25 protein-coding genes and 3 pseudogenes are annotated in these 24,209 nt (G+C 59.3%); 20 read left to right on the forward strand and 8 right to left on the reverse strand.

All coding sequences use genetic code 11. From position 1 onward, the window contains the following. Positions 1 to 198 (reverse strand): XRE family transcriptional regulator (locus EOM25_05765; protein ID NCC24696.1); only part of this gene is annotated, 198 nt, incomplete at its 3' end. A 119-nt stretch (positions 199 to 317) separates the two neighbouring features. Between EOM25_05765 and EOM25_05770 the strand changes: the two genes are divergently transcribed. From EOM25_05770 to EOM25_05780, 3 genes and pseudogenes are all read left to right on the forward strand, one after another. Beyond that, the gene (locus EOM25_05770; protein NCC24697.1) at positions 318 to 575 is read left to right on the forward strand and encodes an XRE family transcriptional regulator; all 258 of its coding nucleotides are present in this window, start codon (positions 318 to 320) and stop codon (positions 573 to 575) included. An 82-nt stretch (positions 576 to 657) separates the two neighbouring features. After that, a complete protein-coding gene (locus EOM25_05775; protein NCC24698.1) occupies positions 658 to 1,110 on the forward strand; it encodes a hypothetical protein in 453 nt (150 codons plus the stop codon). Between the two features lie 4 nt (positions 1,111 to 1,114). Then, positions 1,115 to 1,321: pseudogene (locus tag EOM25_05780) on the forward strand (hypothetical protein). A 23-nt stretch (positions 1,322 to 1,344) separates the two neighbouring features. On the opposite strand, the gene EOM25_05785 reads toward EOM25_05780, so the two are convergent. The 3 genes and pseudogenes from EOM25_05785 to EOM25_05795 form a co-directional block, all read right to left on the reverse strand. Then, on the reverse strand, positions 1,345 to 2,532 hold the full coding sequence (locus tag EOM25_05785) for a site-specific integrase (protein NCC24699.1): 1,188 nt from the start codon (positions 2,530 to 2,532) through the stop codon (positions 1,345 to 1,347). 266 nt (positions 2,533 to 2,798) lie between these two features. Continuing rightward, positions 2,799 to 2,930 (reverse strand): annotated as a pseudogene (locus tag EOM25_05790) (type I restriction endonuclease subunit M). A gap of 117 nt (positions 2,931 to 3,047) precedes the next feature. Beyond that, positions 3,048 to 3,618, reverse strand: a pseudogene (locus EOM25_05795) (class I SAM-dependent methyltransferase). A 557-nt stretch (positions 3,619 to 4,175) separates the two neighbouring features. Between EOM25_05795 and EOM25_05800 the strand changes: the two are divergent. The 10 genes from EOM25_05800 (at position 4,176) to EOM25_05845 (ending at position 15,426) form a co-directional block, all read left to right on the forward strand. Continuing rightward, positions 4,176 to 5,321 carry a glycosyltransferase gene (locus EOM25_05800; GenBank protein ID NCC24700.1) on the forward strand — a complete coding sequence of 382 codons (1,146 nt, stop codon included), beginning with the start codon at positions 4,176 to 4,178 and terminating at the stop codon, positions 5,319 to 5,321. Beyond that, positions 5,318 to 6,052, forward strand: coding sequence for a glycosyltransferase family 2 protein (locus EOM25_05805; GenBank protein ID NCC24701.1), 735 nt, complete (start codon positions 5,318 to 5,320; stop codon positions 6,050 to 6,052). Before EOM25_05800 ends, EOM25_05805 begins: the two co-directional genes overlap by 4 nt. After that, positions 6,049 to 6,402 carry a DUF2304 domain-containing protein gene (locus EOM25_05810; GenBank protein NCC24702.1) on the forward strand — a complete coding sequence of 118 codons (354 nt, stop codon included), beginning with the start codon at positions 6,049 to 6,051 and terminating at the stop codon, positions 6,400 to 6,402. Before EOM25_05805 ends, EOM25_05810 begins: the two co-directional genes overlap by 4 nt. 1 nt (position 6,403) lies before the next feature. Beyond that, the gene (locus tag EOM25_05815) at positions 6,404 to 8,536 is read left to right on the forward strand and encodes a hypothetical protein (GenBank protein ID NCC24703.1); all 2,133 of its coding nucleotides are present in this window, start codon (positions 6,404 to 6,406) and stop codon (positions 8,534 to 8,536) included. Between the two features lie 20 nt (positions 8,537 to 8,556). After that, entirely contained in the window at positions 8,557 to 9,717 is a 1,161-nt protein-coding gene (locus EOM25_05820) for an NADP-dependent isocitrate dehydrogenase (protein NCC24704.1), read from the forward strand. Positions 9,718 to 9,860: 143 nt separating this feature from the next. Continuing rightward, entirely contained in the window at positions 9,861 to 11,426 is a 1,566-nt protein-coding gene (locus EOM25_05825) for an ABC transporter substrate-binding protein (protein NCC24705.1), read from the forward strand. A 70-nt stretch (positions 11,427 to 11,496) separates the two neighbouring features. Continuing rightward, positions 11,497 to 12,474 (forward strand): ABC transporter permease, encoded by a 978-nt coding sequence (locus EOM25_05830; protein NCC24706.1) that lies wholly within the window; start codon positions 11,497 to 11,499, stop codon positions 12,472 to 12,474. A 5-nt stretch (positions 12,475 to 12,479) separates the two neighbouring features. Continuing rightward, the gene (locus EOM25_05835; GenBank protein NCC24707.1) at positions 12,480 to 13,397 is read left to right on the forward strand and encodes an ABC transporter permease; all 918 of its coding nucleotides are present in this window, start codon (positions 12,480 to 12,482) and stop codon (positions 13,395 to 13,397) included. An 8-nt stretch (positions 13,398 to 13,405) separates the two neighbouring features. Beyond that, positions 13,406 to 14,416 (forward strand): ABC transporter ATP-binding protein, encoded by a 1,011-nt coding sequence (locus EOM25_05840; protein ID NCC24708.1) that lies wholly within the window; start codon positions 13,406 to 13,408, stop codon positions 14,414 to 14,416. After that, positions 14,413 to 15,426, forward strand: coding sequence for an ATP-binding cassette domain-containing protein (locus tag EOM25_05845; GenBank protein NCC24709.1), 1,014 nt, complete (start codon positions 14,413 to 14,415; stop codon positions 15,424 to 15,426). The genes EOM25_05840 and EOM25_05845 overlap by 4 nt, the downstream gene beginning before the upstream one ends. A gap of 138 nt (positions 15,427 to 15,564) precedes the next feature. Here EOM25_05845 and EOM25_05850 read toward each other — a convergent pair whose 3' ends face one another. Next, positions 15,565 to 16,179 (reverse strand): hypothetical protein, encoded by a 615-nt coding sequence (locus tag EOM25_05850; protein ID NCC24710.1) that lies wholly within the window; start codon positions 16,177 to 16,179, stop codon positions 15,565 to 15,567. 233 nt (positions 16,180 to 16,412) lie between these two features. Further along, positions 16,413 to 16,805 (reverse strand): response regulator, encoded by a 393-nt coding sequence (locus tag EOM25_05855; protein NCC24711.1) that lies wholly within the window; start codon positions 16,803 to 16,805, stop codon positions 16,413 to 16,415. A gap of 83 nt (positions 16,806 to 16,888) precedes the next feature. On the opposite strand from EOM25_05855, the gene EOM25_05860 reads away from it, so the two are divergent. From EOM25_05860 to EOM25_05870, 3 genes are read left to right on the forward strand one after another with little or no spacing between them, the layout of a single operon-like run. Then, positions 16,889 to 17,098, forward strand: coding sequence for a hypothetical protein (locus EOM25_05860; GenBank protein ID NCC24712.1), 210 nt, complete (start codon positions 16,889 to 16,891; stop codon positions 17,096 to 17,098). 10 nt (positions 17,099 to 17,108) lie between these two features. Further along, the gene (locus EOM25_05865) at positions 17,109 to 18,059 is read left to right on the forward strand and encodes an adenine nucleotide alpha hydrolase family protein (GenBank protein ID NCC24713.1); all 951 of its coding nucleotides are present in this window, start codon (positions 17,109 to 17,111) and stop codon (positions 18,057 to 18,059) included. Continuing rightward, a complete protein-coding gene (locus tag EOM25_05870; protein NCC24714.1) occupies positions 18,050 to 18,433 on the forward strand; it encodes an aspartate 1-decarboxylase in 384 nt (127 codons plus the stop codon). Before EOM25_05865 ends, EOM25_05870 begins: the two co-directional genes overlap by 10 nt. A 16-nt stretch (positions 18,434 to 18,449) precedes the next feature. Here the strand turns inward: EOM25_05870 and EOM25_05875 are convergent, their stop codons facing one another. Continuing rightward, positions 18,450 to 19,025 carry an HDIG domain-containing protein gene (locus EOM25_05875; protein ID NCC24715.1) on the reverse strand — a complete coding sequence of 192 codons (576 nt, stop codon included), beginning with the start codon at positions 19,023 to 19,025 and terminating at the stop codon, positions 18,450 to 18,452. 175 nt (positions 19,026 to 19,200) lie between these two features. Here EOM25_05875 and EOM25_05880 point away from each other — a divergent pair, with 175 nt between their 5' ends. Genes EOM25_05880 through EOM25_05895 form a run of 4 tightly spaced genes read left to right on the forward strand, consistent with a single transcriptional unit; the run spans position 19,201 to position 22,301 of the window. Then, positions 19,201 to 20,019: an RNA methyltransferase gene (locus EOM25_05880; GenBank protein ID NCC24716.1), complete on the forward strand. Its 819-nt coding sequence runs from the start codon at positions 19,201 to 19,203 to the stop codon at positions 20,017 to 20,019. Then, positions 20,016 to 21,482: a 30S ribosomal protein S1 gene (locus tag EOM25_05885; protein NCC24717.1), complete on the forward strand. Its 1,467-nt coding sequence runs from the start codon at positions 20,016 to 20,018 to the stop codon at positions 21,480 to 21,482. The genes EOM25_05880 and EOM25_05885 overlap by 4 nt, the downstream gene beginning before the upstream one ends. After that, positions 21,479 to 21,838 carry a hypothetical protein gene (locus EOM25_05890; GenBank protein NCC24718.1) on the forward strand — a complete coding sequence of 120 codons (360 nt, stop codon included), beginning with the start codon at positions 21,479 to 21,481 and terminating at the stop codon, positions 21,836 to 21,838. Before EOM25_05885 ends, EOM25_05890 begins: the two co-directional genes overlap by 4 nt. After that, positions 21,804 to 22,301 carry an iron-sulfur cluster assembly scaffold protein gene (locus EOM25_05895; protein ID NCC24719.1) on the forward strand — a complete coding sequence of 166 codons (498 nt, stop codon included), beginning with the start codon at positions 21,804 to 21,806 and terminating at the stop codon, positions 22,299 to 22,301. The genes EOM25_05890 and EOM25_05895 overlap by 35 nt, the downstream gene beginning before the upstream one ends. A 3-nt stretch (positions 22,302 to 22,304) precedes the next feature. On the opposite strand, the gene EOM25_05900 is transcribed toward EOM25_05895, so the two are convergent. Then, positions 22,305 to 24,020, reverse strand: coding sequence for a long-chain fatty acid--CoA ligase (locus EOM25_05900; GenBank protein ID NCC24720.1), 1,716 nt, complete (start codon positions 24,018 to 24,020; stop codon positions 22,305 to 22,307). Positions 24,021 to 24,209 lie beyond the last annotated feature (189 nt).

Below are 24,209 nucleotides of genomic sequence, written 5' to 3' on the forward strand. Positions count from 1 at the left end.
GTCCCCTGTCTGGAGCCAGCTTGGAGACACATTGAGCGCCTTGCAAAACCTGGCGATGAAATCAGCGTTCGGGCTGGTCTTCTCCAGCTCGTAATTTGAAAGCGTGTTTTTACCGATACCGAGAAGTTTTCCAACCTCGGCCTGCGACAATACACCGCGAGCCACCCTCAACCTGTGTCCGATGCCGTTCCTTTCCACATCATTCCCTCCCCTTCCCTATTTTTTTTTCTTTTTATCCAAATTTCCGGTTGTCATTATCCATAAAAACGGACTAAAGGGTATCCCATACACTAAACGTCTAACCGTTAGCATGAGAGATGAACCAAATAGACGCACCATCGACTGACTGTCAAAGGGTTTGGGCCGCCAAGGGGTGGCTGGCCTCCAGGGGTTTGACCCAGAAGGGTCTGGCCCGGGCTATCGGGGCCTATCCTGCGGCCATCAACAAGGTCATCCTCGGGCACCGCCGGACCCCGGCCGTCATCGAGTATCTGACCAAGTCCGTGGGCATGCCTGCGGACCTCCTCCCTGAACCGAGGAAGCCCAAGCCCAAAAAAACCGTTGAGCCGGCCTAGTCGTCGCCCTGTTTTTTGCGCGTATTCCTCAATTTTTGGACCTGTAAATGTGCAATTTTGGGAAAATAATACGGAGGTTCGTATGGACCTGACCAAAGTTTCCATGGGCGAGGCCCTGCAGATCGCCTTGACTCAAAGCGGGAGAAGCATCGATGCCGTGGCCGAGGAGATGGGCTGGAGCCCGGGGCAAGGATACAGATTTTTCAACGTGAACGACGCGTATTGGCCCCCGGCCCACTCCATCCCCAGGCTCTGCTCGGTGCTGGGCAACACCATCATCCTGGACTGGCTGAACCGGAACACCGCCGAACTTTGCAGCCTCAAGGGCAAACCCCTCTCGGTCTCCGGATGCCTGCGCCAGATCTCCACCCTTCTGGAGCGCATGGGCGAGACATCCGGCGTGGTCGGCCGGATCGTCGAAGACGACAAGATCACCCCGGCCGAGGCCAGAGAGCTGACCAGGAAGCTGACCAGGATGGCCGCCGATCTGTTTGACTTCATTTCCTCGTCCGAGCGGACGGGCAAGATAGGATGATCCCATGACGGAAGACTACGAGGAAATCCGCAAGGAGTTGATCGAGGGGCTGCCGCCCATCGTGGCCCGCAAGTCCGTCTCCAAGTTTCTCGGGGGGACCGTATCCCCCAAGTCCCTGGCCAATGCCGACTCCAACGGCACCGGGCCGGAGTGCCCCCTGGTCTTCGGGTGCACCATCGCCTACCGCCGCGAGGCCTTGGTGGACTGGCTCCTGGTCCGGATGCGGACCAAGCCCTATTCAAGGGCCAGTCGATCCACGGCGTCGCGGGTCTGATCGGGGATCAAATGAGCATACCTCATCGTCATCTGCAACGTCCGATGCCGCATCAAGGTCTTGATCCGGTAGATGTCCGTGCCGTGTATGGCCAGCCAGGACGCGAACGTATGGCGCAGGGTGTGAAAAACCACCCGATGCCGACGGTCGTCGACCCCGTCATTCAGGCCTGTCCGGCCCACGACGCCCCGGAACAACTCGGTCAGCCTCGAATGCACCCCGCCCCGGGGGGTGGGGAACACCAGCGGCCCGGACACCTGACCCCGGCGCTCCCCCAAGACCCGCAAGACCGCCTCGTTCAGGGGCACGGCACCCCCGGGCTTGCGCCGCGCCTGGTCGGGCACGCGGAGGATTTTACCGAAAAAGTCGATGTCCTGCCAGGCCATGCGCTCTATCTCACCGGCCCGCAAGCCCGTGTTCAGGGACACGATGATGGCGTGCTTGAGGTCGGGCAGCCGGAGCTTTCCGGCCTCCTCGATGATCAACCGGGCCTCATCTTTGGTCAGGTATCTGGTCCGGGCGTTGTTGAGCTTTGGGATTTCGAGGGAGGAACACGGGTTTCGTCCATGGAAGAGGGCGACACCGTCCGCGTCGTATGTCTTGGCCGCGACGTTGAACATGCGTCTGATTATGGCCAGGTAATGGCGGACCGTCCCGGCCGCTCCTCTGACTTCACCCAGCATCGTCCGGACATCCTCGGCCGTCACCTTGGCCAGGGGGATGTCCCCCAGGCACGGCAGAATGAGCTTATGGGCACGGAGATCGTCGATTTCCCAGGTCCGTTTCCCATCTTTGATGGCGGGCAAGTAGTAGCGCTCCCAGAAGGCCCGCACGGTCAATCCGGCCCGTCTCTTCCGCCGGGCCTCCTCGGCCCGCTCGGATGCGATGGCATCCCGGCGGTCGGCCAAAGTCTGCGGCCCGATGCCGGTCTTGATGTTTGCCTTGAGCTCGGAGAGCACGGCGTAGGCCTTGGCCGCCGTCCAGCCCTCACTGGCCCAGCCGAGCCCGTCCTCGTGCCGGTGCCCGTTGACACCATATCGGACCGTGTAATAGACGTCCGCGTGTCGTCCGTTTTTGCGGGTGGGATGATCCCGGCACCTGACGCCGGGAAATCCGGTTGCCCGAAAGGCTGTTTTTCTGGTCCCCATCCTGTCCCCATTTGGTTAGGCTTTGAGGGCAATCTCGGGAACGGAGTCGACCAAAAAAGTCAATTAACGTCAATAGTTGGGAAGGCAAGGGAAAGCCGAAATCGGACTCAAAATCCAGCGGGGGCAACCCCATGGGGGTTCGATTCCCCCCCCCCGGCACCAAAGTAAAATCAAAGGGTTGGAGGATAGAAAAAAATCCTCCAACCCTTTTTCTTTTTGCCGTTTCATCTATTGGTCCCCACTCCGTCCCCTGTCCCTGGACAGTTGTCCTGTTCGAGGGCGTCGAGGTATTTCAGGAAGAGCAGCCAGGAGGTCTGCTCGGTGTAATCAAGCTCGCTGGTGCAGCCGGCGTCTTTCCAGAGAACGTCGTCGATATTCTTGAAAGCCTGTTCAAGCATGGTTGTCCTTATTCTTCATCGTTGTAGTCATCTCGTTCAGTATCTCTTCTGGGCTAACGCTCAGGTTCAGCGGCGGCAATGGAGCTCAGCGGAATTGCCGTCCGGTGCAGCGCCTCGTTAGCACTTTTTCAATATCACTGTCTTGTGAAAAAGCATGTTCGGCCCATCAGTATCGACAAATCCGACACATCTGGCATTTTTGATAGTCTCTTCAAACGCTGATTTTGAAACATGAAATGGAGGTTCCACTATGAGGACTTGTCCCTTTGGTTTTAATATTGACCATCTGATTAAAATGCTCTTTCTTATTTGGAATCTCATGAACTACATAAAATAATAATACAAAATTAAAATGATCTGATACGCCTATTTCACTCTCTTCGCATTTGTGCAGTTTGATTCGCGCTTCAAGTCCTGTACCATTTATCTTATCTCTTACATTTTGAAGCATCCCTTCTTGCAAATCGCAAGCAATCACTTGACCCGATTTTCCGGCCATTAGAGCCATATCAACCGATAAAAATCCTGGACCACACCCTACATCAAGAACTGTCATTCCCTCTTTAATAAATGGACGTAATATTTTCTGAGGATTTTGGAACCACATCCGAATTATATTATCAAGGCTACCCGCTCTTTCAACCGGGCAGACACGATTACATCTATCGCTCATTTCATTTTTCTCCATATATGTCCTAAGTTGCAAATAACCTGGTTTCAAAAGATGCAGAGCGAAGCGGCGCAGCTTTTGGCAGTCCGGGTTAATTTGCGTTGTTAGGTCATTTTTGACTTTTTGATTTCTTGCTGTCTCTCAATAAACATCTGAAAATGCAGTTTCATATGAGCAAAATAATCCTCAATCAAGAAGCCTAAGGCTTTTTCTTCTCCATCGGCAGTTATCCAAATATTTTCATTTCCTTGCCAATTGGTTTTGATCGGAAACTCTAAACTCTAGACATTCGAAGCCGGGTTGTAAAAATCCACACTCCAACGACCGCGGACAAAGTCTTTCCGTCGATGATCGCGTCCATTTTCTCCTCTCCTGAAACAACGGCCATTTCTGGCTCATGATGAAGTTGACACCGCATCTCTTGGTGAAGTAGCCATCCGCGTGCCGTCGATTCCCGGGGGCGTGGTGTTCCCTGGGCCCCAACCTCCCGAGAAATTGGCCGCACCCGACAAAGCTTCCCGAATCCCCATCCCGACAGCCACTCAAGCCCCGTCGGCACGGAGAGCGACCGGTTCGTGCGTATCCTTCATCTGGGAAAGTTCTATCCACCCGCCCCGGGCGGCATTGAAAATTTCCTCCGGGATCTGGCCCGGGCCCAAGTCCGTTCGGGACACGAAGTCCATGTCCTCTGCCACGCCCACCAAGGGACCAAAAACCTTGAGAGGGAAACCGTCGACAAGGTGATCGTGACCAGGGTGCCCGTGGCCCTCAGTCTGGCCTACGCCCCTCTGGCTCCCTCCTATCCGCTCCATCTCCGCAAAATTCTGACCTCGTTTCGCCCGGACATCGTCCACGTCCATATGCCCAATGTCTCACCCTTCTGGGTTCTGGGATGGTTCAGGCCGACCTTCGGGCTCGTGGTCCATTGGCATGCCGATGTCATTCCGTCCCCGAACGATCTCGGCCTGCGTCTTTTTCGCCCCGTCTACTCCCTACCCGAAACCATGCTCTTGTCCCGGGCCGGGGCCGTCGTGGCCACTTCGAGTCCCTACGCCGACACCAGCCCCGTCCTCGGCCGATTCAGGGAAAAGGTCGAAATCATCCCCCTGGGTTTGGACATGAGCCGTTTTCACGTCCCAGACCGGCCCAAGGCCGAAGACGGCCCGCCCCTGGTCCTCTCCATAGGCCGCTGCACTCCCTACAAGGGCCTGGACCAACTGATCCGGGCCTGGGTTTCCGTCCCCCGGGGCAGGCTGATCATCGTCGGATCGGGTCCGTTGCTAGACGAACTCCGGGATCTGACCCTTCGTCTCGGACTGGCCGACCGAATCGATCTGCCCGGCTCCCTGCCCGAGTCGGACCTCCATAATCTGCTGGATTCCTGCGACCTGTTCTGCCTGCCATCGGTGGAGCGGACCGAGGCCTTCGGGCTTGTTCTTCTGGAGGCCATGCGCTATGGAAAACCCTTGATCACGACGGAAGTTCCCGGCTCGGGCATGAGCGAGGTGAACATCCACGGACGAACCGGCCTGCGGGTTCCTCCCCGAGATCCCGAAGCCCTGGCCAAGGCCGTGAACACCCTGCTGGACGATCCGGCGCGCCGGTCCGAACTTGGACGCCGGGCCACGTCCAGACTGGCCGAAAAATTTGACATCGTGCACGTGGCCGAACGCCTGGACAATCTGTACCGACACATCCTGAAAACGATGAACTCCCGATGAGCGATCCGACCATGACCCGGGACCTTCCGCCCTTCGCCGTCATCATCCCCGCCTGGAACGAGGCCCCCACCGTGGCCGCCGTGGTCCGGACGGCATTGGATCAGGGCGCGGCCGAGGTCGTGGTCGTGGACGACGCCAGCACTGACCAAACCATCGAAGAGGCCCTCCAGGCCGGGGCCACGGTCCTCCCCTTGCGCATCAACCTCGGGGCCTGGGGAGCCACTCAGGCCGGATTTCGTCATGCACTCAAGGCCGGGTATTCCCTGGCCCTGTCCATGGACGCCGACGGTCAGCACCGGGCCGAGGACATGGCCCAGGTCCTTGATCCGGTGGCCAAAGGCACGGCCGAGGTCTGCATTGGTTCCTGCCCCCAGCGGGGCTCCCGGCTCCGGCATCTGGCCTGGACCATTTTCAGGGCCGTCACCGGCCTCGGTGTCGCCGATCTGACCTCGGGATTCCGGGCCTACTCCCAGAGAGCTATGTCCCTGTTGCTCCACCCCATGGCCCACAATTTCCACCACCAGGACATGGGGGCGCTGCTCATGCTCTCCCGCTTTGGCCTGCGGGTCGTCGAGGCCCCGGTGACCATGGAGCTCAGAGCCTGCGGGAAGTCCAGGGTCTTCTCCTCCTGGTTCGTTGTCGCCCTGTACATGACCACCACCCTGCTCCTCTGCTGCAGCAAACGCGGCCAGGCCGTGAACGTCCAATTCCTCGAGGAACCCAGGCCATGACCTTTTCCGCAGGCCTCTTCACTGCTCTGGTCGGCCTGGGTACGGCCGGAACCATCCTCCTGCTCATCCGACGCGACCGCCTTGCCCCGGGCCATTCCCTCTGGTGGATGGCCGTGGCGACTTGCTCCGTGTTTCTGGCTTTTTTCCCTGGCATCGTCGACGAGCTCGGCCGTCTGATCGGTATCCGCTATCCCCCGATCCTCCTGGTCCTTCTGGGCCTCAGCGCGGTGCTGGTCAAACTTCTACTCATGGACCTTGACCGCTCCAGGCAGGAACGGCAGATCCGGATTCTCGCCCAGCGTCTGGCCGTCTACGAACGGATGGATGGCCAAAAGAGGGAATCCGACTGACGTGGGCCGCAAATCCCGTCTGAAACGAGCCGCGGCAAACTCTTCGGTCAACCCGCCCGCTGAGGCTCCGAGCAATTCTTCTGTCGCCCCCCCGGTCTGGACCGGCTGGCTCCGAACCCGTCCGGCCTTGGCCTCGTTGCTGATCATTCTGGCTCTGACGGCCCTGATGACAGGGCTACGGCTCTCCAGACACTACGACTATCTGGTCCATCAGCATGGCCGGGTCTATGCCGACTCAGACCGGCCCATGCTCAACAACTTCGACGGCTACTACTACCTTCGGCTGGCCCACGACCTGGCCGAAGGCAACTACCACGGGCCGGACGACCTGGCCGGCAGGGCCCGGCCCGAGCCCGTGCCGCTTTTGGTCAGGGCGACCTCGGCCGTGCATTCGGCCACCGGGGCCTCCATTGAGGACATCGCCTTTTTCCTCTCCCCCATCCTGGCCGCGCTGCTCGTTCTGGTCTTCGTCGCCTGGGGCCGCGAACTGGGAGGAGTCCATGCCGTGTGGGCCTCGGCCCTGGCCGGCATGGTCAACCTGGGCTGGATCGTGAACACCGACCTGGGCAAATTCGACACCCAATGTCTGAATCCGGTCATCATTTTCCTGGCCGCCTGGGCCCTGTACCGGTTTGTGACCATTTCATCGGCCGGAAGATTTATCCATCTCGGACTCTACCTGGCCCTGACAGCCTTTGCTTTTTTCTGGTGGCAACCCGGAGGCCTCATCTGTCTCGCCCTTGTCGGAACATGGGCGCTGAGCGTCTTCTGGCCATCGGGCACGATCGAGCGATTGCTCAAGGCCACCGCCTTGTTCGCCGGTTTGAGCCTTATTCTGGTCTACTTCATCGCCCCGGGAATCCTCCCAAAGCCCTTGGTCTTCCAAATGGACTACGCCCTCGGACATCTCGATCTGGTCCTCGGCCTGTCCGCAGCTGGGAACCAAGTCGGTCAATCCATAATGGAACTCAATCCACCGTCCATGGAGCAATTCGTGGTCTTTGCCGGAGGATCCTGGCCGGCCCTGATCATGGCCAGCCTGGGCTTCATCCTCATGGCCGTCTTCTTTCGGCTCCAGGCTCTGTTCCTGGCCCCGCTGATCGCCCTCGGATTCCTTGGCCTCGTGGGTCTTCGATTCACCATCTTCACGGTCCCGGCCTTTGCCCTGGGACTCGGCTGCTTCCTGACGTGGGCCACCGCCCGGCTTCCCTTGATCCCGTTTCGTCGAGGAATCGTCGTCGCCATCGCCGCTCTGGCCGTTTCCTGGCCCAATGCGTCCAGATATCTCGCCCCGCCGGAGATCGCCGCCATCGGACCCAACGACTACCGTCTGGCCCTTGAACTTCGGGAAAAACTCCCCCCCGGCCATCCGGTCATGGCTTGGTGGGACAACGGCTATTTCATCCAATACGCGGCCAAGGCCAAAACCCTGTTCGACGGCGGATCCCAGACCCCTGACAATCTCTTTCTGGCCGCCACGGCCCTCGCCGCCGAGGATCCGATCTTCGCCGCCAACTGGATCCAGTTCGCCCTCCACCGGGGCCCCAGAGGGCTAAAGGTCGTGGAATCCCGTCTGGGAGGGCGCGCAGAGGCCATGGATTTTCTTCGCCAGGCATTCAGCCAACCTGACAAAACTCATGAGATTCTGGCCGAGAGAGGACTTCAAACCAACGACCGGATGATCGACCTGCTCTTCCCTTCCGGCTCCTCGGCCCTGTGGCTGACCTTCTCGGACCTGGCCAATGATTCGCAACACCTTTCATTCGCCCGCACAGACCCGAGCCAGACGGTCGCCCGCCGCCTGAGCGTCGCGCTTCGGGCCAAAACCCGTTTCGATCCCGACAGTGGAACTTTGCACACGAGTCGCGGCCCCATTCTCCTGGCCCAATCGCTGACCCTCTCACCGCAAGGATCCTGGAGCAGAAAATACCCGGATCAGACCGGCTTCCCGACCCTCGTAGACATCACCTCATTGCCCTACCTCCTCATGGACGAAGGCGGATTTCTCGATTCCGCAATCGGCAAGCTCATGATCCCCATGAACCCGGAAGTGCCGGGATTTGAACGAATCTATCTGGAAATGGGCCTCGGCGGAGTCTGGAACGTCGTGCCCGTCTCCCCATCGTTGCAATAATCCATCATCAAGGAGTGCCCATGACCAACACCACCGTGTACTTCATCGAAGGTGACGGGGTCGGCCCAGAAATCTGGAAGGCCGCCCGTCCAATCCTCGACGCCGCCGTCAGCCTCTCGTATCCGGACGGCCGCCGTCTCGACTGGCAGGAACTTCTGGCCGGAGAAAAGGCTTTTGCCGCCACTGGCGAGTACCTCCCCCAGAAGACCCTGGATACTCTGAAGGAGGCAACCCTGGCCATGAAGGGCCCCCTGACCACTCCCGTGGGCAAGGGGTTTCGAAGCCTCAATGTCACCCTGCGTCAGACCCTGGATCTTTTTGCCTGTATCCGCCCCATCCGGCACTTCCAGGGTATCGAGTCCCCGGTCAAGCACCCGGAACGGGTCGATATGATCGTCTTTCGGGAAAACACCGAGGACGTCTATGCCGGCATCGAGTGGGCCTCGGGATCGGCCGAAGCAAAACGCCTCATCGCCTTTTTGCGTGACGAGATGGGGGCACATGTGGACGAAACCGCCGGCATCGGTATCAAGCCCGTGACTCCCGGCGGCTCCAAACGGCTGGTCCGGACAGCCCTGCGCCACGCCGTAAACCTGAGCCTGCCCAGCCTGACCCTGGTTCACAAGGGCAATATCATGAAGTTCACCGAGGGCGGATTCAGGGTCTGGGGCTATGAAGTGGCCAAGGAGGAGTTCGGAAATGTGACCGTGACCGAGGACATGGCCGCCACGGCCGGTTCCGGCAAGATCGTCGTCAAGGACCGCATCGCCGACGCTATGTTCCAGGAAGTTCTGATCCGACCCGAACACTACAGCGTCATCGCCACCACCAACCTGAACGGTGACTATCTCTCCGACGCCCTGGCTGCCCAGGTCGGGGGACTTGGCCTAGCCCCGGGCGTCAACATGGGAGACACTCTGGCCTTTTTCGAGCCCACCCACGGCACGGCCCCGACCATCGCCGGAAAGGATCTCGTCAACCCGGGCAGCCTGATCCTATCAGGAGCCATGCTGCTGGACCACATCGGCTGGACCGAGGCCGCAGGCCTTGTCCGTCGCGGGGTCGAAACGGTCCTGGCCGCAAGAATCGTGACCGTGGACTTGGCCGCCCAGATGCCCGGGGCCACCCAGATCGGATGTTCGGCCTTTGCCGAGCGCATCCTGTCCGCTATGGAAAAATAGGCCCAACCGGGTTCGGCCTGGACGGGCGATTTCTGTTGCCTTGGCCCGGATTCCCATGGTATGGTAGCAAGTCATTCGCTGGTTGGGGACGGCCCATGTGGACCGTCCCGTGAGATACACTTCAAAAGGAGGTCTGAAACCCCATGAAACGCCTTTGTCTTCTGCTTCTGGCCGCGGCCCTGCTGGTCGTCGGTCTGTCTCCGGTGACCCCGGCCTCGGCCGCGCCCAAGGTTCTCCGTCTGGCCTTGGACGCCGACCCCGTCTCCCTGGACCCCCATGTCCAGCTCTCGGGCGGCATGCTCCAGTATTCGCACATGGTCTTCGATCCCCTGGTCCGCTGGACCCAGAACATGGATTTCGAGCCCCGGCTGGCCGTCAAATGGGAACGTATCGACGATCTGACCATGCGCTTTCACCTCCGCCAGGGTGTCAAGTTCCATTCCGGCAATGAGTTCACCGCTGACGACGTGGTCTGGACCTTGGAACGCCTGAAGAAGAGCGTTGACTTCAAGGGTCTGTTCGAGGCCTTTTCGGCCAAGGCCGTGGACAAGAACACCGTGGACATCATCACCCGCGAGCCCTACGGCCTACTCCTGAACATGGCCACCTACATCTTCCCCATGGACTCCAAGTTCTACACGGGAACGGATGAAAAGGGCCTGCCCAAGGACGCCATGGTCAAGACCGAATGGTCCTTCGCCAACGAGAACGAGTCCGGGACCGGCCCTTTCTACGTGGCCTCCCGTGAGCCCGGTCAGAAGTGGGTCATGAAGCGGTTCGCCGACTATTGGGAAAAGAGTGTCGGCAACGTCGACGAGATCCTTCTGACCCCGATCCCCGAAGACGCCACCCGGGTGGCCGCCCTGCTGGCCGGTGACGTGGACTTCATCGCCCCGGTCCCGCCCCAGGACTATGACCGCATCGAAGCCAGCGATAAGGCCAAACTTCTGACCATGGACGGCACCCGCATCATCACCTTCCAGGCCAATGTGAATCGCCGTCCCGAGTTCAAGGACGTCCGGGTCCGCATGGCCATGGACCTGGCCGTAAACAACGAAGGCATCGTCAAGCAGATCATGAAGGGACGGGCCAAGGCCGCCGGCCAGAACTCGCCCCTGGGATACGACGGCCACAACCCGGCCCTCACCCCCCGGTTCGATCTGGACAAGGCCAAGGCCCTGATGAAGGAAGCCGGATATGAGAAGGGCTTCACCGTGTCCATGATCTCCCCCAACAACCGTTACGTGAACGACGAGAAGATCGCCGAGGCCGTGGCCGGCATGCTCTCCAAGATCGGCATCAAGGTCGAACTCAAGACCATGCCCAAGGCCCAGTACTGGGATGAGTTCGACGCCCAGGTGGCCGACATCCAGATGATCGGCTGGCACTCGGACACAGAGGACTCGGCCAACTTCTTCGAGTACCTGAACATGTGTCCCAACAAGGAAACCGGCAAGGGCCAGTACAATTCCGCCAACTACTGCAACCCCAGGGTCGACGAGCTGACCATCGCCTCCAACAGCGAGACCGATCTGGACAAGCGGGCCAAGATGCTTCAGGAAGTCGAGACCATCCTCTACGAGGACGCCGCCTTCATCCCCCTGCACTGGCAAATGCTGTCCTGGGCCTGCTCCAACAAGCTCAAGAACGCCGACAAGATCGTCAACGTCATGGACTTCCCCTATTTCGGGGACCTGATCATGGACTAGCGCCGGATCGAACCGTCCATTTCTCGGGGGGCCGAATTCGGCCCCCCTTCAACATCAACGCAGAGTTTTCATGTTCGCTTTTTTCGTTCGACGCATCGTCCAGGCCGTTATGGTCATGCTGGTCATCAGCCTTCTAGGCTTCACCATCAAGCAGTCCGTGGGTGATCCCATCCGGGAATTGACCGGCATTTCCGTCTCCGAAAAGGACCGGGACGAGCTACGCCAGAAACTCGGGCTGAACGATCCCTTTCTTGTCCAATGGGTCCGATTCGTTGGCAATGCACTCAAAGGCGACCTTGGCAACTCCTTCTATTTCAAGCGTCCCGCCGCCCAAGTCATCCTGAGCAAAGCCCCGGCCACCCTTGAACTCGTCCTGGCCACCTCCATCGTCGTCATCCTCCTGTCCATCCCCATCGGCATCTACGCCGCGGTCAGGCCCAATACATTTCTGTCGCGATTTTTCATGGGGGCATCCATTGTCGGAGTCTCCATTCCGGTCTTTCTGACCGCCATCCTGCTCATCTATGTCTTCGCGGTTCAATTGGGGTGGCTTCCGGCCTTCGGTCGTGGAGAGGTGGTTGAAATCTTTCCGGGCTGGCAGTCCGGCTTTGTCACCAAAGACGGCCTTCTGCATCTCATCTTGCCCAGTCTAGCCCTGTCGTCCATCATGCTTCCCCTGTTCATCCGCCTCATCCGGGCCGAGATGAAGGAGGTCTTGGAGACCGAATACATCAAGTTCGCCCGAGCCAAGGGACTCAAAAACAGCCGAGTGCTCTTTGTCCACGCCTTCAAGAACACCCTCCTGCCGGTCATTACCGTGGGCGGTGTCCAGCTGGGGACCATGATCGCCTTCACCATCCTGACCGAAACGGTCTTTAACTGGCAGGGCATGGGCGCCATGTTCATCGAGTCCATCAACCGGGCCGACACCTCCCTGACCGTGGCCTACATGGTCTTCGTCGGTTTCATCTTTGTGGTCGTCAACACCGTGGTCGATCTCATCTACGGATTGGTCAACCCCATGGTCCGCATCGCGGGCAGGAAATAGTTGTCATGCGCTGGTGGAAAACTTTTCGGCAGTCTTTTTTTCTGCACAGCTTCCTGCGTGACCCCATGGCTGTGGGCAGCTTCACGATCCTGGTAATTCTGGTCGTTTTGAGCTTTGGGGCCCCGGTCATCGCCCCCCACGACCCCTACGACCCGACCACCGTGGACCTCATGGACGGTGAAACTCCCCCTATCTGGATGCCAGACGGCGACAAACGGTTCCTCCTGGGCACCGACACCCAGGGTCGGGACATGTTCTCGACCATGCTCTACGGCATGCGGGTCTCCATCCTCATCGGCCTCGGCGCCGTGGCCCTTCAGGCCTTCATGGGCATTCTCATCGGCATGACCGCCGGGTATTTCGGCAAGAAACTCGATGCCTTTCTGATGCGATTGGCCGATGTCCAGCTCTCGTTCTCGACCTACATGGTGGCCATCTTCTTCGGGGCCATCTTCCAGGCAGCCTTCGGCATGGGCATGTACGAACGATTCGCCATTCCCATGCTCATCTTCATCATCGGGTTCGCCGAATGGCCCCAATACGCCCGGACCATCCGGGCCTCAGTCATGGCCGAAAAGAAGAAAGAGTACGTCGAAGCCGCCCGGGTCGTCGGTCTCAAGACCAGAAGGATCATGTGGCGCCACATCCTTCCCAACACCATGACCCCGGTGCTGGTCATCTCAACGGTCCAGGTGGCCAACGCCATCATGTCCGAGGCTGCCCTGTCCTTCATCGGCCTGGGCATGCCCGTGACCCGGCCCAGCCTCGGCTCGCTGATCAAGGCCGGCTTCGATTACATATTCAGCGGATCGTGGTGGATCACCCTTTTTCCGGGCATAGCCCTGGTCGTTCTGATCCTTTCCATCAATCTTCTGGGCGACTGGCTGCGGGACTTCCTGAACCCCAAGCTCTACAAGGGCTGAAATCGGACATGAGCGACGCCCACACCACTCTCCTGAGTTCCGAACAGGCCCTGTTGCAGGTCCGGAATCTGTGTGTGGATTTCCGGCTTCGTCACGGCAATCTGACTGCCGTGCGCAATGTGAGCTTCGACCTGCACAAGGGCGAGCGCCTTGGCATAGTCGGCGAATCCGGGGCCGGAAAATCCGTGACAGGTTTCGGAATCATCAACCTCATCAGCAAACCAGGATTCATTTCCTCGGGCTCGATCCTCTTCGAGGGCCGAGACCTGGCCAAACTTGACACCGAGGCCGTCAGGCAGGTCCGGGGAAACCGGATCTCCATGATCTTTCAGGACCCCATGATGACCCTTAACCCGGTCCTGACCGTGGGCACCCAGATGGTCGAGACCCTGATGACCCACAAAAACATGACCAGATCCGAGGCCCGGCGGGTGGCCGTGGACAAACTCAAACAGGTGGCCATCCCCTCTCCAGGCAAGAGATTGGACCAGTATCCTCATGAGTTCTCAGGCGGCATGCGCCAGCGCATCGTCATCGCCATCGCCCTGCTGACCTCCCCGGCCATGATCATCGCCGACGAGCCAACCACGGCTCTAGACGTGACCATCCAGGCCGACATCATGGAACTCCTGCTCAAACTCTGCGAGACCGAGCGAATGGGCCTTATCCTTATCACCCACGACCTGGCCGTGGTCTCCCAGGTCACGCAAAAGATTGCCGTCATGTACGCCGGGTCCATTGTCGAAATGGGCCCCACCGAGGCCATTGTCTCCTCCCCGAAACATCCTTACACTAGGGGGCTTCTGGCCGCCCTGCCCCAGGCTGCGGCCCGCAGGAAACGGCTCAACCAGATCCCTGGCGTCATGCCCAACCTGACCCGCATCCCCGAGGGTTGTCCCTTCAACAACCGCTGCCCCCAATGCGAGAATGCCTGCCGGAAGGATCTCCCTCTATTGCGATCCCTCCCAGACGGTTCTTGGGTCGCCTGCCACCGGCTGGATTGTATGGATCGGAAATGAAGAAAACGACGCTTCTGGAAATCAAAAATGTGGTCAAGCACTTCGACATATCCGGAGGGCTTATGGACCGCATCGAGTTCAGAGGGGGAAAATTCGCGCAGAAACGAACCCTGGTCAGGGCCGTCAACGACATCTCTTTCGACATCATGGAGGGGGAGACCGTCAGTGTGGTCGGAGAATCGGGCTGCGGTAAATCAACCCTGGCCCGGGCCGTCATCCGCCTCTACCCGCCGGATTCGGGAGAGATCCGCTACAAGGGTCATCGGATCGACAACCTGCCGCGATCAAAAATGAAGTTCTACCGGACCAAGATGCAGATGGTCTTTCAGGACCCGTACGCGTCCCTCAATCCTCGCATGAGCGTCCGTCAGGCCCTGAGCGAGCCGATCCTCTTCCATAACCCGGCCTTCACCCGCAAGCAGGCCATGGATCGAGTGGCCGAGGTCATGGAACAGGTCGGGGTCGATCCGGAGTGGGCCGATCGCTTCCCGCACGAATTCTCGGGAGGGCAGAGGCAACGCATTTCCATCGCCCGGGCCCTGGCCGTCAACCCGGAGTTCATCGTGGCCGACGAACCCATCGCCGCCCTGGACGTCTCCATCCAGGCCCAGATTCTGAACTTGCTCATGGACCTTCAGGAACAGCGGGGCCTGACCTACATGTTCATCAGCCACGATCTATCCGTGGTCCGGCACATCTCCAACCGGGTTGCCGTCATGTACCTGGGGACCCTCTGCGAGCTGACCGGGGCCGAAAACATCTTCGAGGTTCCCAGGCATCCCTACACCAAGGCCCTGATTTCAGCTATTCCCAGACTCGGCGGCAAGGCATTCAACCACGTCAGGCTCAAGGGCGACGTGCCCACGCCCATCAACCTGCCCCCGGGATGCGTGTTCCACGGCCGCTGCCCCCATGCCATGGATCGCTGTCGCATGGAGATTCCCAGACTTCGGGCCCTGGACAAGGGGACCATGGTCGCCTGCCACGGCGTCGAAGAGGGTCGGGTCTGACCGGCCTGACCGAAGAGTGCCTCGGAACCGTCTCCACGACGGCCAGCCCTTCGCTGGAATTCGAAAATCCCACCAAAAAAGGCCCGGCCGACAGAATCGGCCAGGCCCCGGACAATTCCTTCAGATTCGGATCGTTGATCAGTCGGCCTTGACCCAGTCCGGGTCTTCGTAGGCCTCGACCTTGAGCACGTCTTTGGCCCACTGGACCATGTCCATGGGCTTTCCCGCCGAGGTGTACTCCCGCTGGATGTTCAAGACGGCGTGAGGAGAAAGCATCACGTCCAGAACGTCCTGACGGTATTCGCCCATGCCCCCGAGAACGCCCGCAAAGGCCTCCTTGTCGGCAAAGGTGATCTTCTTTGACGAGATGGGCTTGACCATGGAGTACTGGGCCGCCTCCGGGGACATGTTCAACGCCGAGCCGGAACTCTGTTCCTCATCCTGGTTGATGGTCAGGGTCACGGCCACAGCATCCTGACCCTTGACATAGCGGGCGGCCAGGACCCGTGATCTGGGGATCAGCACACCCATCATCTTCTGTCCACCCATGTCGAGGCAGGTGGCCGTCCAGTCTATCAACCAGCCGGAGCCTTCGCCAAGGATCGGCAGAAGTTCCACCGGATTCGCATCAACGACGGACATCCCGCCGCAAGGCGTGCTGGTGTCGACGGTCAATTTCTTGGCCTCGACGGAGGTTATGGTCAAAATTATCAAAAAAACCAACACACATGAAAGATGAGTGCGCCTGAACATGAAAATTCTCCCATTGACAAAACGAGGTTATATGTATTTCCAACGAGCCCTCAACCAACGCCCGAAAAAATGACGTCAGGACACGATGGCGGTGCTCTGAGGGCACCGTTACGTTCCCGTCCTCCAGGGAATCGAGTTCGATTCATTGACGAAATGGAAGTGGGCGTCACCGGATACCCGGCCGTCGGCCGGAGGCGACAGAGGATTGTCGCGGAAGCTCCGAAAAAGTCCGATCAGGCCTTTTGAGGCTTTTTGGCCGTTCGGGCCTTGTCCATGGCCAGGACGACCTTGTTCATCAATTCCGTGGAATCAACGGACTTGACGACATAGTAATCCGCTGCGATGCTCTTGAGGTCCTGCTGGAAGCTATCGTAGGCGGTGCTCAGAATGACCGGAACATCGTTGCCCTGACTGCGGATCGTCTGAAGCAGATCCAGGCCCGAGACGTCGGCGCCCAGCTTGATGTCCAAGATGACCACGTCCGGCTCTTCCCGATCGAGAACGGCCAGAATGTCCTCGGTGCCGTCAGAGGTGGCCACGGAGTAGCCGGCCCCTTCCAGTTCCTCCTGATAGAGCATCCGAATGTGGAGTTCATCGTCGACGACGACAATCTTGCCCTTGTTCATGAAAACCTCCAATCTTCGATGACCCGTCGTACGGGTCAATTTCTAGCGGCCGTACCATGAAAGAAACCACCACCGAAACCGATATGCCTCGAAACGAGGTTGTCGTTCTCCTCGAACCGGAGAACACGGAGCTGCGCTTCCCTAAGCTGAACACCGCGCTTCAGGCCCTGAACAAGACCGGCCGACGCCCAGGCTGGGCACTTGTCATCCGGGGCGATGAACTGCTCACCCCCGACCGGACCATCCACCCCGGAGACAGAATCGTCATCCGGGATGTCATCTCAAGAGGATAACGGGTCCACCATGAAATGCAAGCGATGCCGGAAGACGGCCGCCGTGGCCCTTCCAAGCCACCACGCCGCCTTCTGTCCAGAGTGTTTCCTGGTCTTCTTCGAACGGCAGGTCGCCGCGGCCATCAAAACCTTTCAGATGTGTTCCCGAGACGACCGGATCCTCGTGGCCGTCAGCGGCGGGAAGGACTCCTTGGCCCTGGCCTGGCAGCTCCAGCGCCTGAATCTGAACGTCTCGGCCCTCCACCTCGACCTGGGCATTGCCGATTCTTCGACCGTGGCCAGAGCCCACACCGAATCAATGTGCCGACAATTCGGCATCGACCTCCACGTCGTTGAATTCGCCGATCTCAAAATGGCCATACCCGACGTCAAGGCCAGGATCAAACGGCCGATCTGCTCGGTATGCGGTCGGCTCAAACGTCACGTGTTCAACCGGTACGCCCTGGAGAACGGCTTCGATGTCCTGGCCACAGGCCACAACCTCGACGATGAAACGGCCCGCCTTTTGTCCAACACCCTGCGCTGGGACACCGACTATCTGGCCGGGCAGAGCCCGTCTCTGCCCGGGGACCCGGGCTTCGCCCGCAAAATCAAACCCCTATGTCAGTTGACCGAATACGAGACTGCAGCCCTGTGCTTTCTGGCCGGACTCAACTACGGCCATCAACCCTGTCCCTACAGCCCAGGAGCGACCTTCACCCGGTACAAGATCCTTCTGAACAACCTCGAGGACGACCAGCCAGGGCGCAAACGCTCCTTCTACAGTCAATACTTGCGCCAGGCCAGGCCGGTTTTCGAACGTCTTCGTGAGGACCGTTCGACCCCGGCCATCGCCCCCTGCCAGGGATGCGGCTCCCCGACTACCGCCGGGCTCTGCTCGGTCTGCCGGATCCGGGAGGCCATGGACCTGGAACCACTGACCATCATCCCTTCGAGCAAATCAAAAACGCCATGCCCATGAGAACATTTCTGCAGGCCAAGATCCATCGGGCCGTGATCACCGATGCCAACCTCGACTACGAGGGCAGCATCTCCATCTGTCCCGACCTCATCACCGCGGCCGGACTCTTCCTTTTCGAACGGGTCGATATCTACAACCTAGCCAACGGTGAGCGGTTCTCGACCTATGTCATCCCAGGAAAACAGCGGGAAATCGCGCTGAACGGTGCCGCCGCCCACAAGGGCCGCCTCGGCGATCTGGTCATTATCGCCGCCTACGTGGACCTGGACGAAAAGGAGATCGAATCCCACGCTCCAGTGGCCGTCCACGTCGACAGTGAAAACCGAATCACCTCTGTCGACGTCCACAACATCGCCCCCATCCCGTTGTCCTGAACAGGATCTGCCCGGGCTACACGTTGGCGCCTCCCCTGTCGGTCAGGCCGATGTCGGTAGCCACAGCAGCCATCCCCTTGATGGCGATGTTCAGAAACTCGGTCAGATCGAGGCCGATGCGCTCGCACTCATGAATGTTATCCCGGCAGACGCTGGCGGCAAAGGCCTTGTCCTTCATTTTCTTCTTCAAACCCTTGGGGACCATACCATCCATGCCTGTGGGCCGGACCAGGGCACTGGCCGTGATGAGTCCGGTCACGGTCTCCCCGCAGCGCAGGGCAAAATCGAGGTCCGCGACCGGCCGGTGACCGTTTCTTTCCCCGTTGTGAGCCCGGATGGCCTGAATGGCCTCCTCCGGCAATTGTCCGGCCAGCATCTCGGCCCCGATCAACCCGTGCCGGGCCGGATCGTCGGCGGTCTCCGTGTAGTCGATGTCGTGCAGAAGCCCGGTCAACCCCCAGATATCAACGTCTTGGTCAAGCCGTCCGGCCAGTTCCCGCATGACGGCCTCGGACGCCAAACTGTGCTGAATCAGGTTTCGTTCCTTTACGTGACGGCCGAGCAAATCCAGGGCCTCTTCTCGTGCGATCATGAGTGCCTCCTTGCTTGTTCTTTACCCCCGGAACCCCGAAGGAGAGCTGAAAACTGCCCCAGAGACGGATCCCTGTCCAGAGCCAACCGCCTTCGGATTTCAGATGCCCCCGACCCTTGCCAGCCCGGGGCTTTGCAGGCTATTGAGCCGAACGATGTCTCCGCGCACCAGACCCTTGCTGGCCGATGTCCATATCGTTCTGTCCCGGCCAAGATACTCGGCCAATGTCGGTTCCGTGGCCAGAGCCTGCCTAAACATGGGATGCCCCAATCTCATCCTGGTGGATCCCGAAAACTGGAGAATCGAAGAGGCCCTGCCCCTGGCCACCCACCACGCGAGGCACATCCTCGAAGAGGCCAGAATCGTTCCGGATTTGGGCACGGCGCTGACCGGCTTCCATCATGTCTATGGAACCACCGCCCGCACCGGCGGATGGCGGCGCAATCTGCGTTTTCCCGACCAGGCCGCTCCGCTCATGGCCGAACAATTAGCTCACGGCGATCAGGTGGCCTTGGTTTTCGGACCGGAAAACACAGGACTGGCCAACGAAGAAATCGAACTGTGCGGACAGCTTTTGATCATCCCAACGGCCCCGGACATGACCTCCCTGAACTTGGCCCAGGCCGTGCTCATCGTTCTTTATGAATGTCTGAAAGCGGTCAGCAGGGACGATCTTCATCCCGTGGCCGGGGCCAAGGACCGACTGATCACCCAGGAGGAACGGGAACGCTGTCTGCAAAAAATCATGGACGCTCTGCTGGCCATCGACTACCTGAAACCCGACAGCGCCGAGTACCACATGCTTCCGTTTCGGCGGTTCATGGGACGATCCAGGATTCATCTCTACGAGTACAACATGCTTATGGGCCTATGCCGTCAGGTCATGTGGATGGCCGGTCAGACTATGGCCCGACACAAATGCCCTGAAAACTCCACACCAACCTTCGACCACCCTCCCTGTAACCGGGGAGACTCCACAAGGACAACGGAATGAACGAGGAAAGGACCATGCCCATGGACGACGACTCGAACCAGGACTTCGCCCAGATGCTCGAGTCCTACGGCCAGCCTTTGGACACCAATCTCCAAGTCGGCGACAAGCTCTCGGCCACGGTCATCTCCGTGGGCGGCAAAAGCCTGTTTCTGGACACGGGCACGGCCAAGGACGGTGTGGCCGACCGGGAGGAATTTCTCGACAAGGAGGGGCAGCTGACCGTTCGGGAAGGCGATCGCATCGATCTGTACGTAGTCGAGATCAAACCTGACGCCGTGGTTCTGTCAAAGGCCGTCTCCGGGGTCGGTGGCTTGCACATGCTTCGGGAGGCCTTTGAAAGCGCCCTGCCTGTCGAAGGTCACGTCACCGGCACCTGCAAGGGCGGGTTCAACGTCATGGTCCTCAAGCGCCGGGCCTTTTGCCCGGTCAGCCAGATCGACTCCAGATACGTCGAAAATCCGGACGACTATGTTGGACGGACCCTGCCCTTCCGGATCATCAAGTTCGAGGAGAAAGGCCGCAACCTGGTCCTTTCCCGACGGGTCATCATCGAAGAGGATCAGCGCCAGACCGTGGAGACCTTTCTGGCCGACCACGGCGAAGGCGATGCCGTCATTGGCGTGGTCACCAGGGCCATGCCCTACGGGGTCTTTGTGGAACTGGCCCCAGGCCTGGAAGGCATGGTCCACGTCTCGGAACTCGGGTGGTCCAGGGTAGAGGACCCCTCCCAGGCTGTCTCCATCGGCCAGGACCTTGAGGTCACCATCCTGTCCGTCGGCCGGGATCAGAAGACTGGACAGCCCAGGATCTCTCTGTCGGCCAAGCAGGCCCAGCCCGACCCCTGGGAAACCGTGTCCGAACAAATCGAGATCGGCCAAAAAATGACCGGCACCGTCGTTCGGGCCATGAATTTCGGAGTATTCGTCGAGCTTCTGCCCGGCATTGAGGGACTGGTCCACATCAGCGAGATGAGCTACCTCAAACGGGTCACCGACCCGTCCCGGGAAGTCAGGATCGGAGAGCGGGTTTCAGTCCTGATCAAGGGCATTGATCTTGAGACCCGCCGCATCTCCCTGAGCATGAAGGACGCTGAGGGTGATCCGTGGCTCGATGTCGAGGAACGGTTTCAAGTCGGCCAGACCCTGACCGGAACCGTGGAGAAACAGGAAAAATTCGGGATCTTCATCAACCTGGAACCCGGAGTGACCGGTCTTCTGCCCGGCTCGCGCATTGGCCGAGCCTCCAACGCCAAGGAGCTCGAGGCCCTCTCCCCTGGCGACTCCGTTGCCGTCCAGATCGCCGAAATCAATGTCCCCGGGCGCAAGATCAGCTTGACTCCTGCCGGACAGGACCAGCCCGAGGACAAGAGCTGGCAGCAGTTCGCCAAAAAATCTCCAAAACAGGAGATCGGGCTGCTGGGGCACAAACTCAAACAGGCCATGGCTGGCAAGAAGACCACATGATTGTCTCCCGCGTCGTGACCACCGCCGCCCTGGCCCTGGTTCTTATTGCCGTGTCGGCCTGTACCCAGGAGTCCCAGAACAGAATCAGTCGTGGAATCCAGAACTGGACCGGCACGGACGGGGTTCTGGACATCTATGCCGGAGAAAAGCTCGCCATGCGGTTTATCAAGATCGATAAGCTCTCAACGGCTTACGGGACCTCGGACCGCCAGGCTCGAAGCTACCGTTATGGCTACGGCGTCCACGATCGGAACATGAACCTCGTCGCCGACCCAGGTGAGAAAAAAGTCTACTTCGAGATCAGCGACTACGCAACGCCCTATGTTTTTTACGAAAATCCCGGAACCGGGTCGTGAATCTTCGACGCAAAGCAAGGTAAACACAATGCACAAGGAAAGTCTGGACGGCTTTCTGGACGAACTCCAGAGCCGGATCGAGGACGACACCGCACGTCTCTACGGGCCCCGGGCCTGCGCCATCTGGAAGAACCCGCCCCATTTCGGGGCCATGGACAGCCCGTCGTCATCGGCCGAACTGACCGGTTCCTGCGGCGACTCCATGCGCATCGACCTGCGAATCAAAGACGATCATGTGGTCGAGGCCCGTTACTTCACCACCGGATGCGGCCCGAGCATCATCTCCGGCTCGCGGGCCTGTACCCTGGCCCAGGGCAAAAGTCTGGAACAGGCTGCGGCCATGGAGGATCAGGACATTCTGGACGTCTTCGACTCCATCCCAGAGGACAAGAAGCATTGCGCCCATCTGGCCGCCCAGACCGTACGCGAGGCCATCCGCCGCTATTGGCGAAACAGACCATGACTCCTATTTCTGCCTCTTTTTCCCGCCTCCGTCCTTAATCTTGGCCGCCTCCTCCTCACGCAGGGCCCGACGCAAAACCTTGCCGACCATGGTCTTGGGAAGCTCTGTCCTGAACTCGACTTTCTTCGGAATCTTGTAGTTGGCTAGCTTTTCCCGGCAGAAGGTCAAGATCTCGGCGGTGGTGATGGTCTCCCCGTCCTTGGGAACCACATAGGCCTTGATGATTTCCCCCCTGGTCTCGTTCGGAATTCCGACTGCAACGGCTTCCTTGACCTTGGGATGCTCATGCAGAACCTCGTCGATCTCCCTCGGATAGACGTTGTATCCGCCGCTGATGATCAGATCCTTCTTCCGGTCGACAATGTAGAAATAGCCTTCCTCGTCCATGTAAGCGATGTCACCAGTGTAGAGCCAGCTGTTGCGCAGGGCCGTGGCAGTCTCGTCGGGACGGTTCCAATAGCCCTTCATGACCTGGGGTCCGCGAAGGACTAGTTCCCCGATCTTGCCCGGAGGCAGGGGTACTGTGCCCACCTCCATGTCCACGATGCAGGCGTCCGTGTCGGGGAAAGGCAGGCCGATCGAGCCCACCTTTTTCTTACCCCTCAGGGGATTCAAATGGGTGATTGGCGAGGCCTCGGTCAATCCGTAACCCTCGATGATGCTCGCCCCGGTCATTTTTTCAAAACGGTCCATAAGCTCCACGGGCATGGGGGCCGAGCCGGAAATGCAGTATTTAATGGTCGACAGGTCGTATTTTTCGATGTTCTTCTGATAGAGCAGGGCCGAAAACACCGACGGAGCGCAGGGGAAAATGGTCGGCTTGATCTTGTGGACGGCCTTGAGGACGTCGGCCGGAACGAAGCGGGGAAACGGGGCCAGAGTGGCCCCAATGGACGTGGCGAAATTCAGGCAGACCGTCAGGCCGTAGATATGGAAATAGGGCAGAATCCCCATGACCGTATGGCTCGCGCCGTTCAGGTCGTGGAGCATTGCCTGGCATTGCTGAACGTTGGCCCCCAGGTTGGCGTGGGTGATCATGACCCCTTTGGAGACCCCCGTCGTGCCTCCGGTGTACTGGAGCATGGCCAGATCATCCGTCGGATTCAGATTCATGGGCTCAAAAGATTTCTTCGAAGCCAAAAGATCCTTCCATGGCCTGATGACATCCCCGTCGAAGGGAATGTCTGGTGCGCTCTTTTCTCTGGCGACCTTCAGCTTGTAGAGCAAATTCAAGGGAAAGCGCAGCCCGTCGGATATGCGGGTGAAAAAGATCTTCTCCAGCCCGAGCCGGGACAGGAGCGGCTGGAGCTTCGGCCACAAGAGGTCCAGGGTAATCAGGACCTTGGCACCAGAATCGTTGAAATGGTGGAGGAGCTCCTTTTCCATATACAGGGGGTTAGTCATGACCGCCACGGCCCCGGCCTTGAGCACTCCCCAATAGGCGATGATGGTCTGGGGAAGATTGGGCAGCATGATGGCCACGCAATCCCCCTTACGGACCCCGTACTCCCGGAGGCTGACGGCTACAGTTTCCGAGGCCTGTTTGAGCTTGGCGTAGTTCATTCGCCAATTGTTGAAGACGATGGCCGTGCGGCGAGGATACTTCTCGGCCGCCCGGTCGAGGTATTCATAGACCGGAATCTTTTCATATTCCAGACTGTCCTTTACCTCACGGTCGTAGCTCGCAAGCCAGACTCTGTTCAGCCCGTCCTCGATCATGACTGCCCTCCCCGACGAATCAGTGATCCTTGTTGTCCCGCGTCCTGTCCGTCAGGGTCGAACAAGCACGACGAGAATTTCCATGTGCCATGTCTGGGGAAACATGTCGTACAATTCCAGCTCCTCCACCCGCCATCCGGCCTCGAACATGGGCATGAGATCCCGGCAGGTGTTGACGATGTCGCATGA

Source organism: Deltaproteobacteria bacterium, from assembly GCA_009929795.1.
Classification (GTDB): Bacteria; Desulfobacterota; Desulfovibrionia; order Desulfovibrionales; family Desulfomicrobiaceae; genus RZZR01.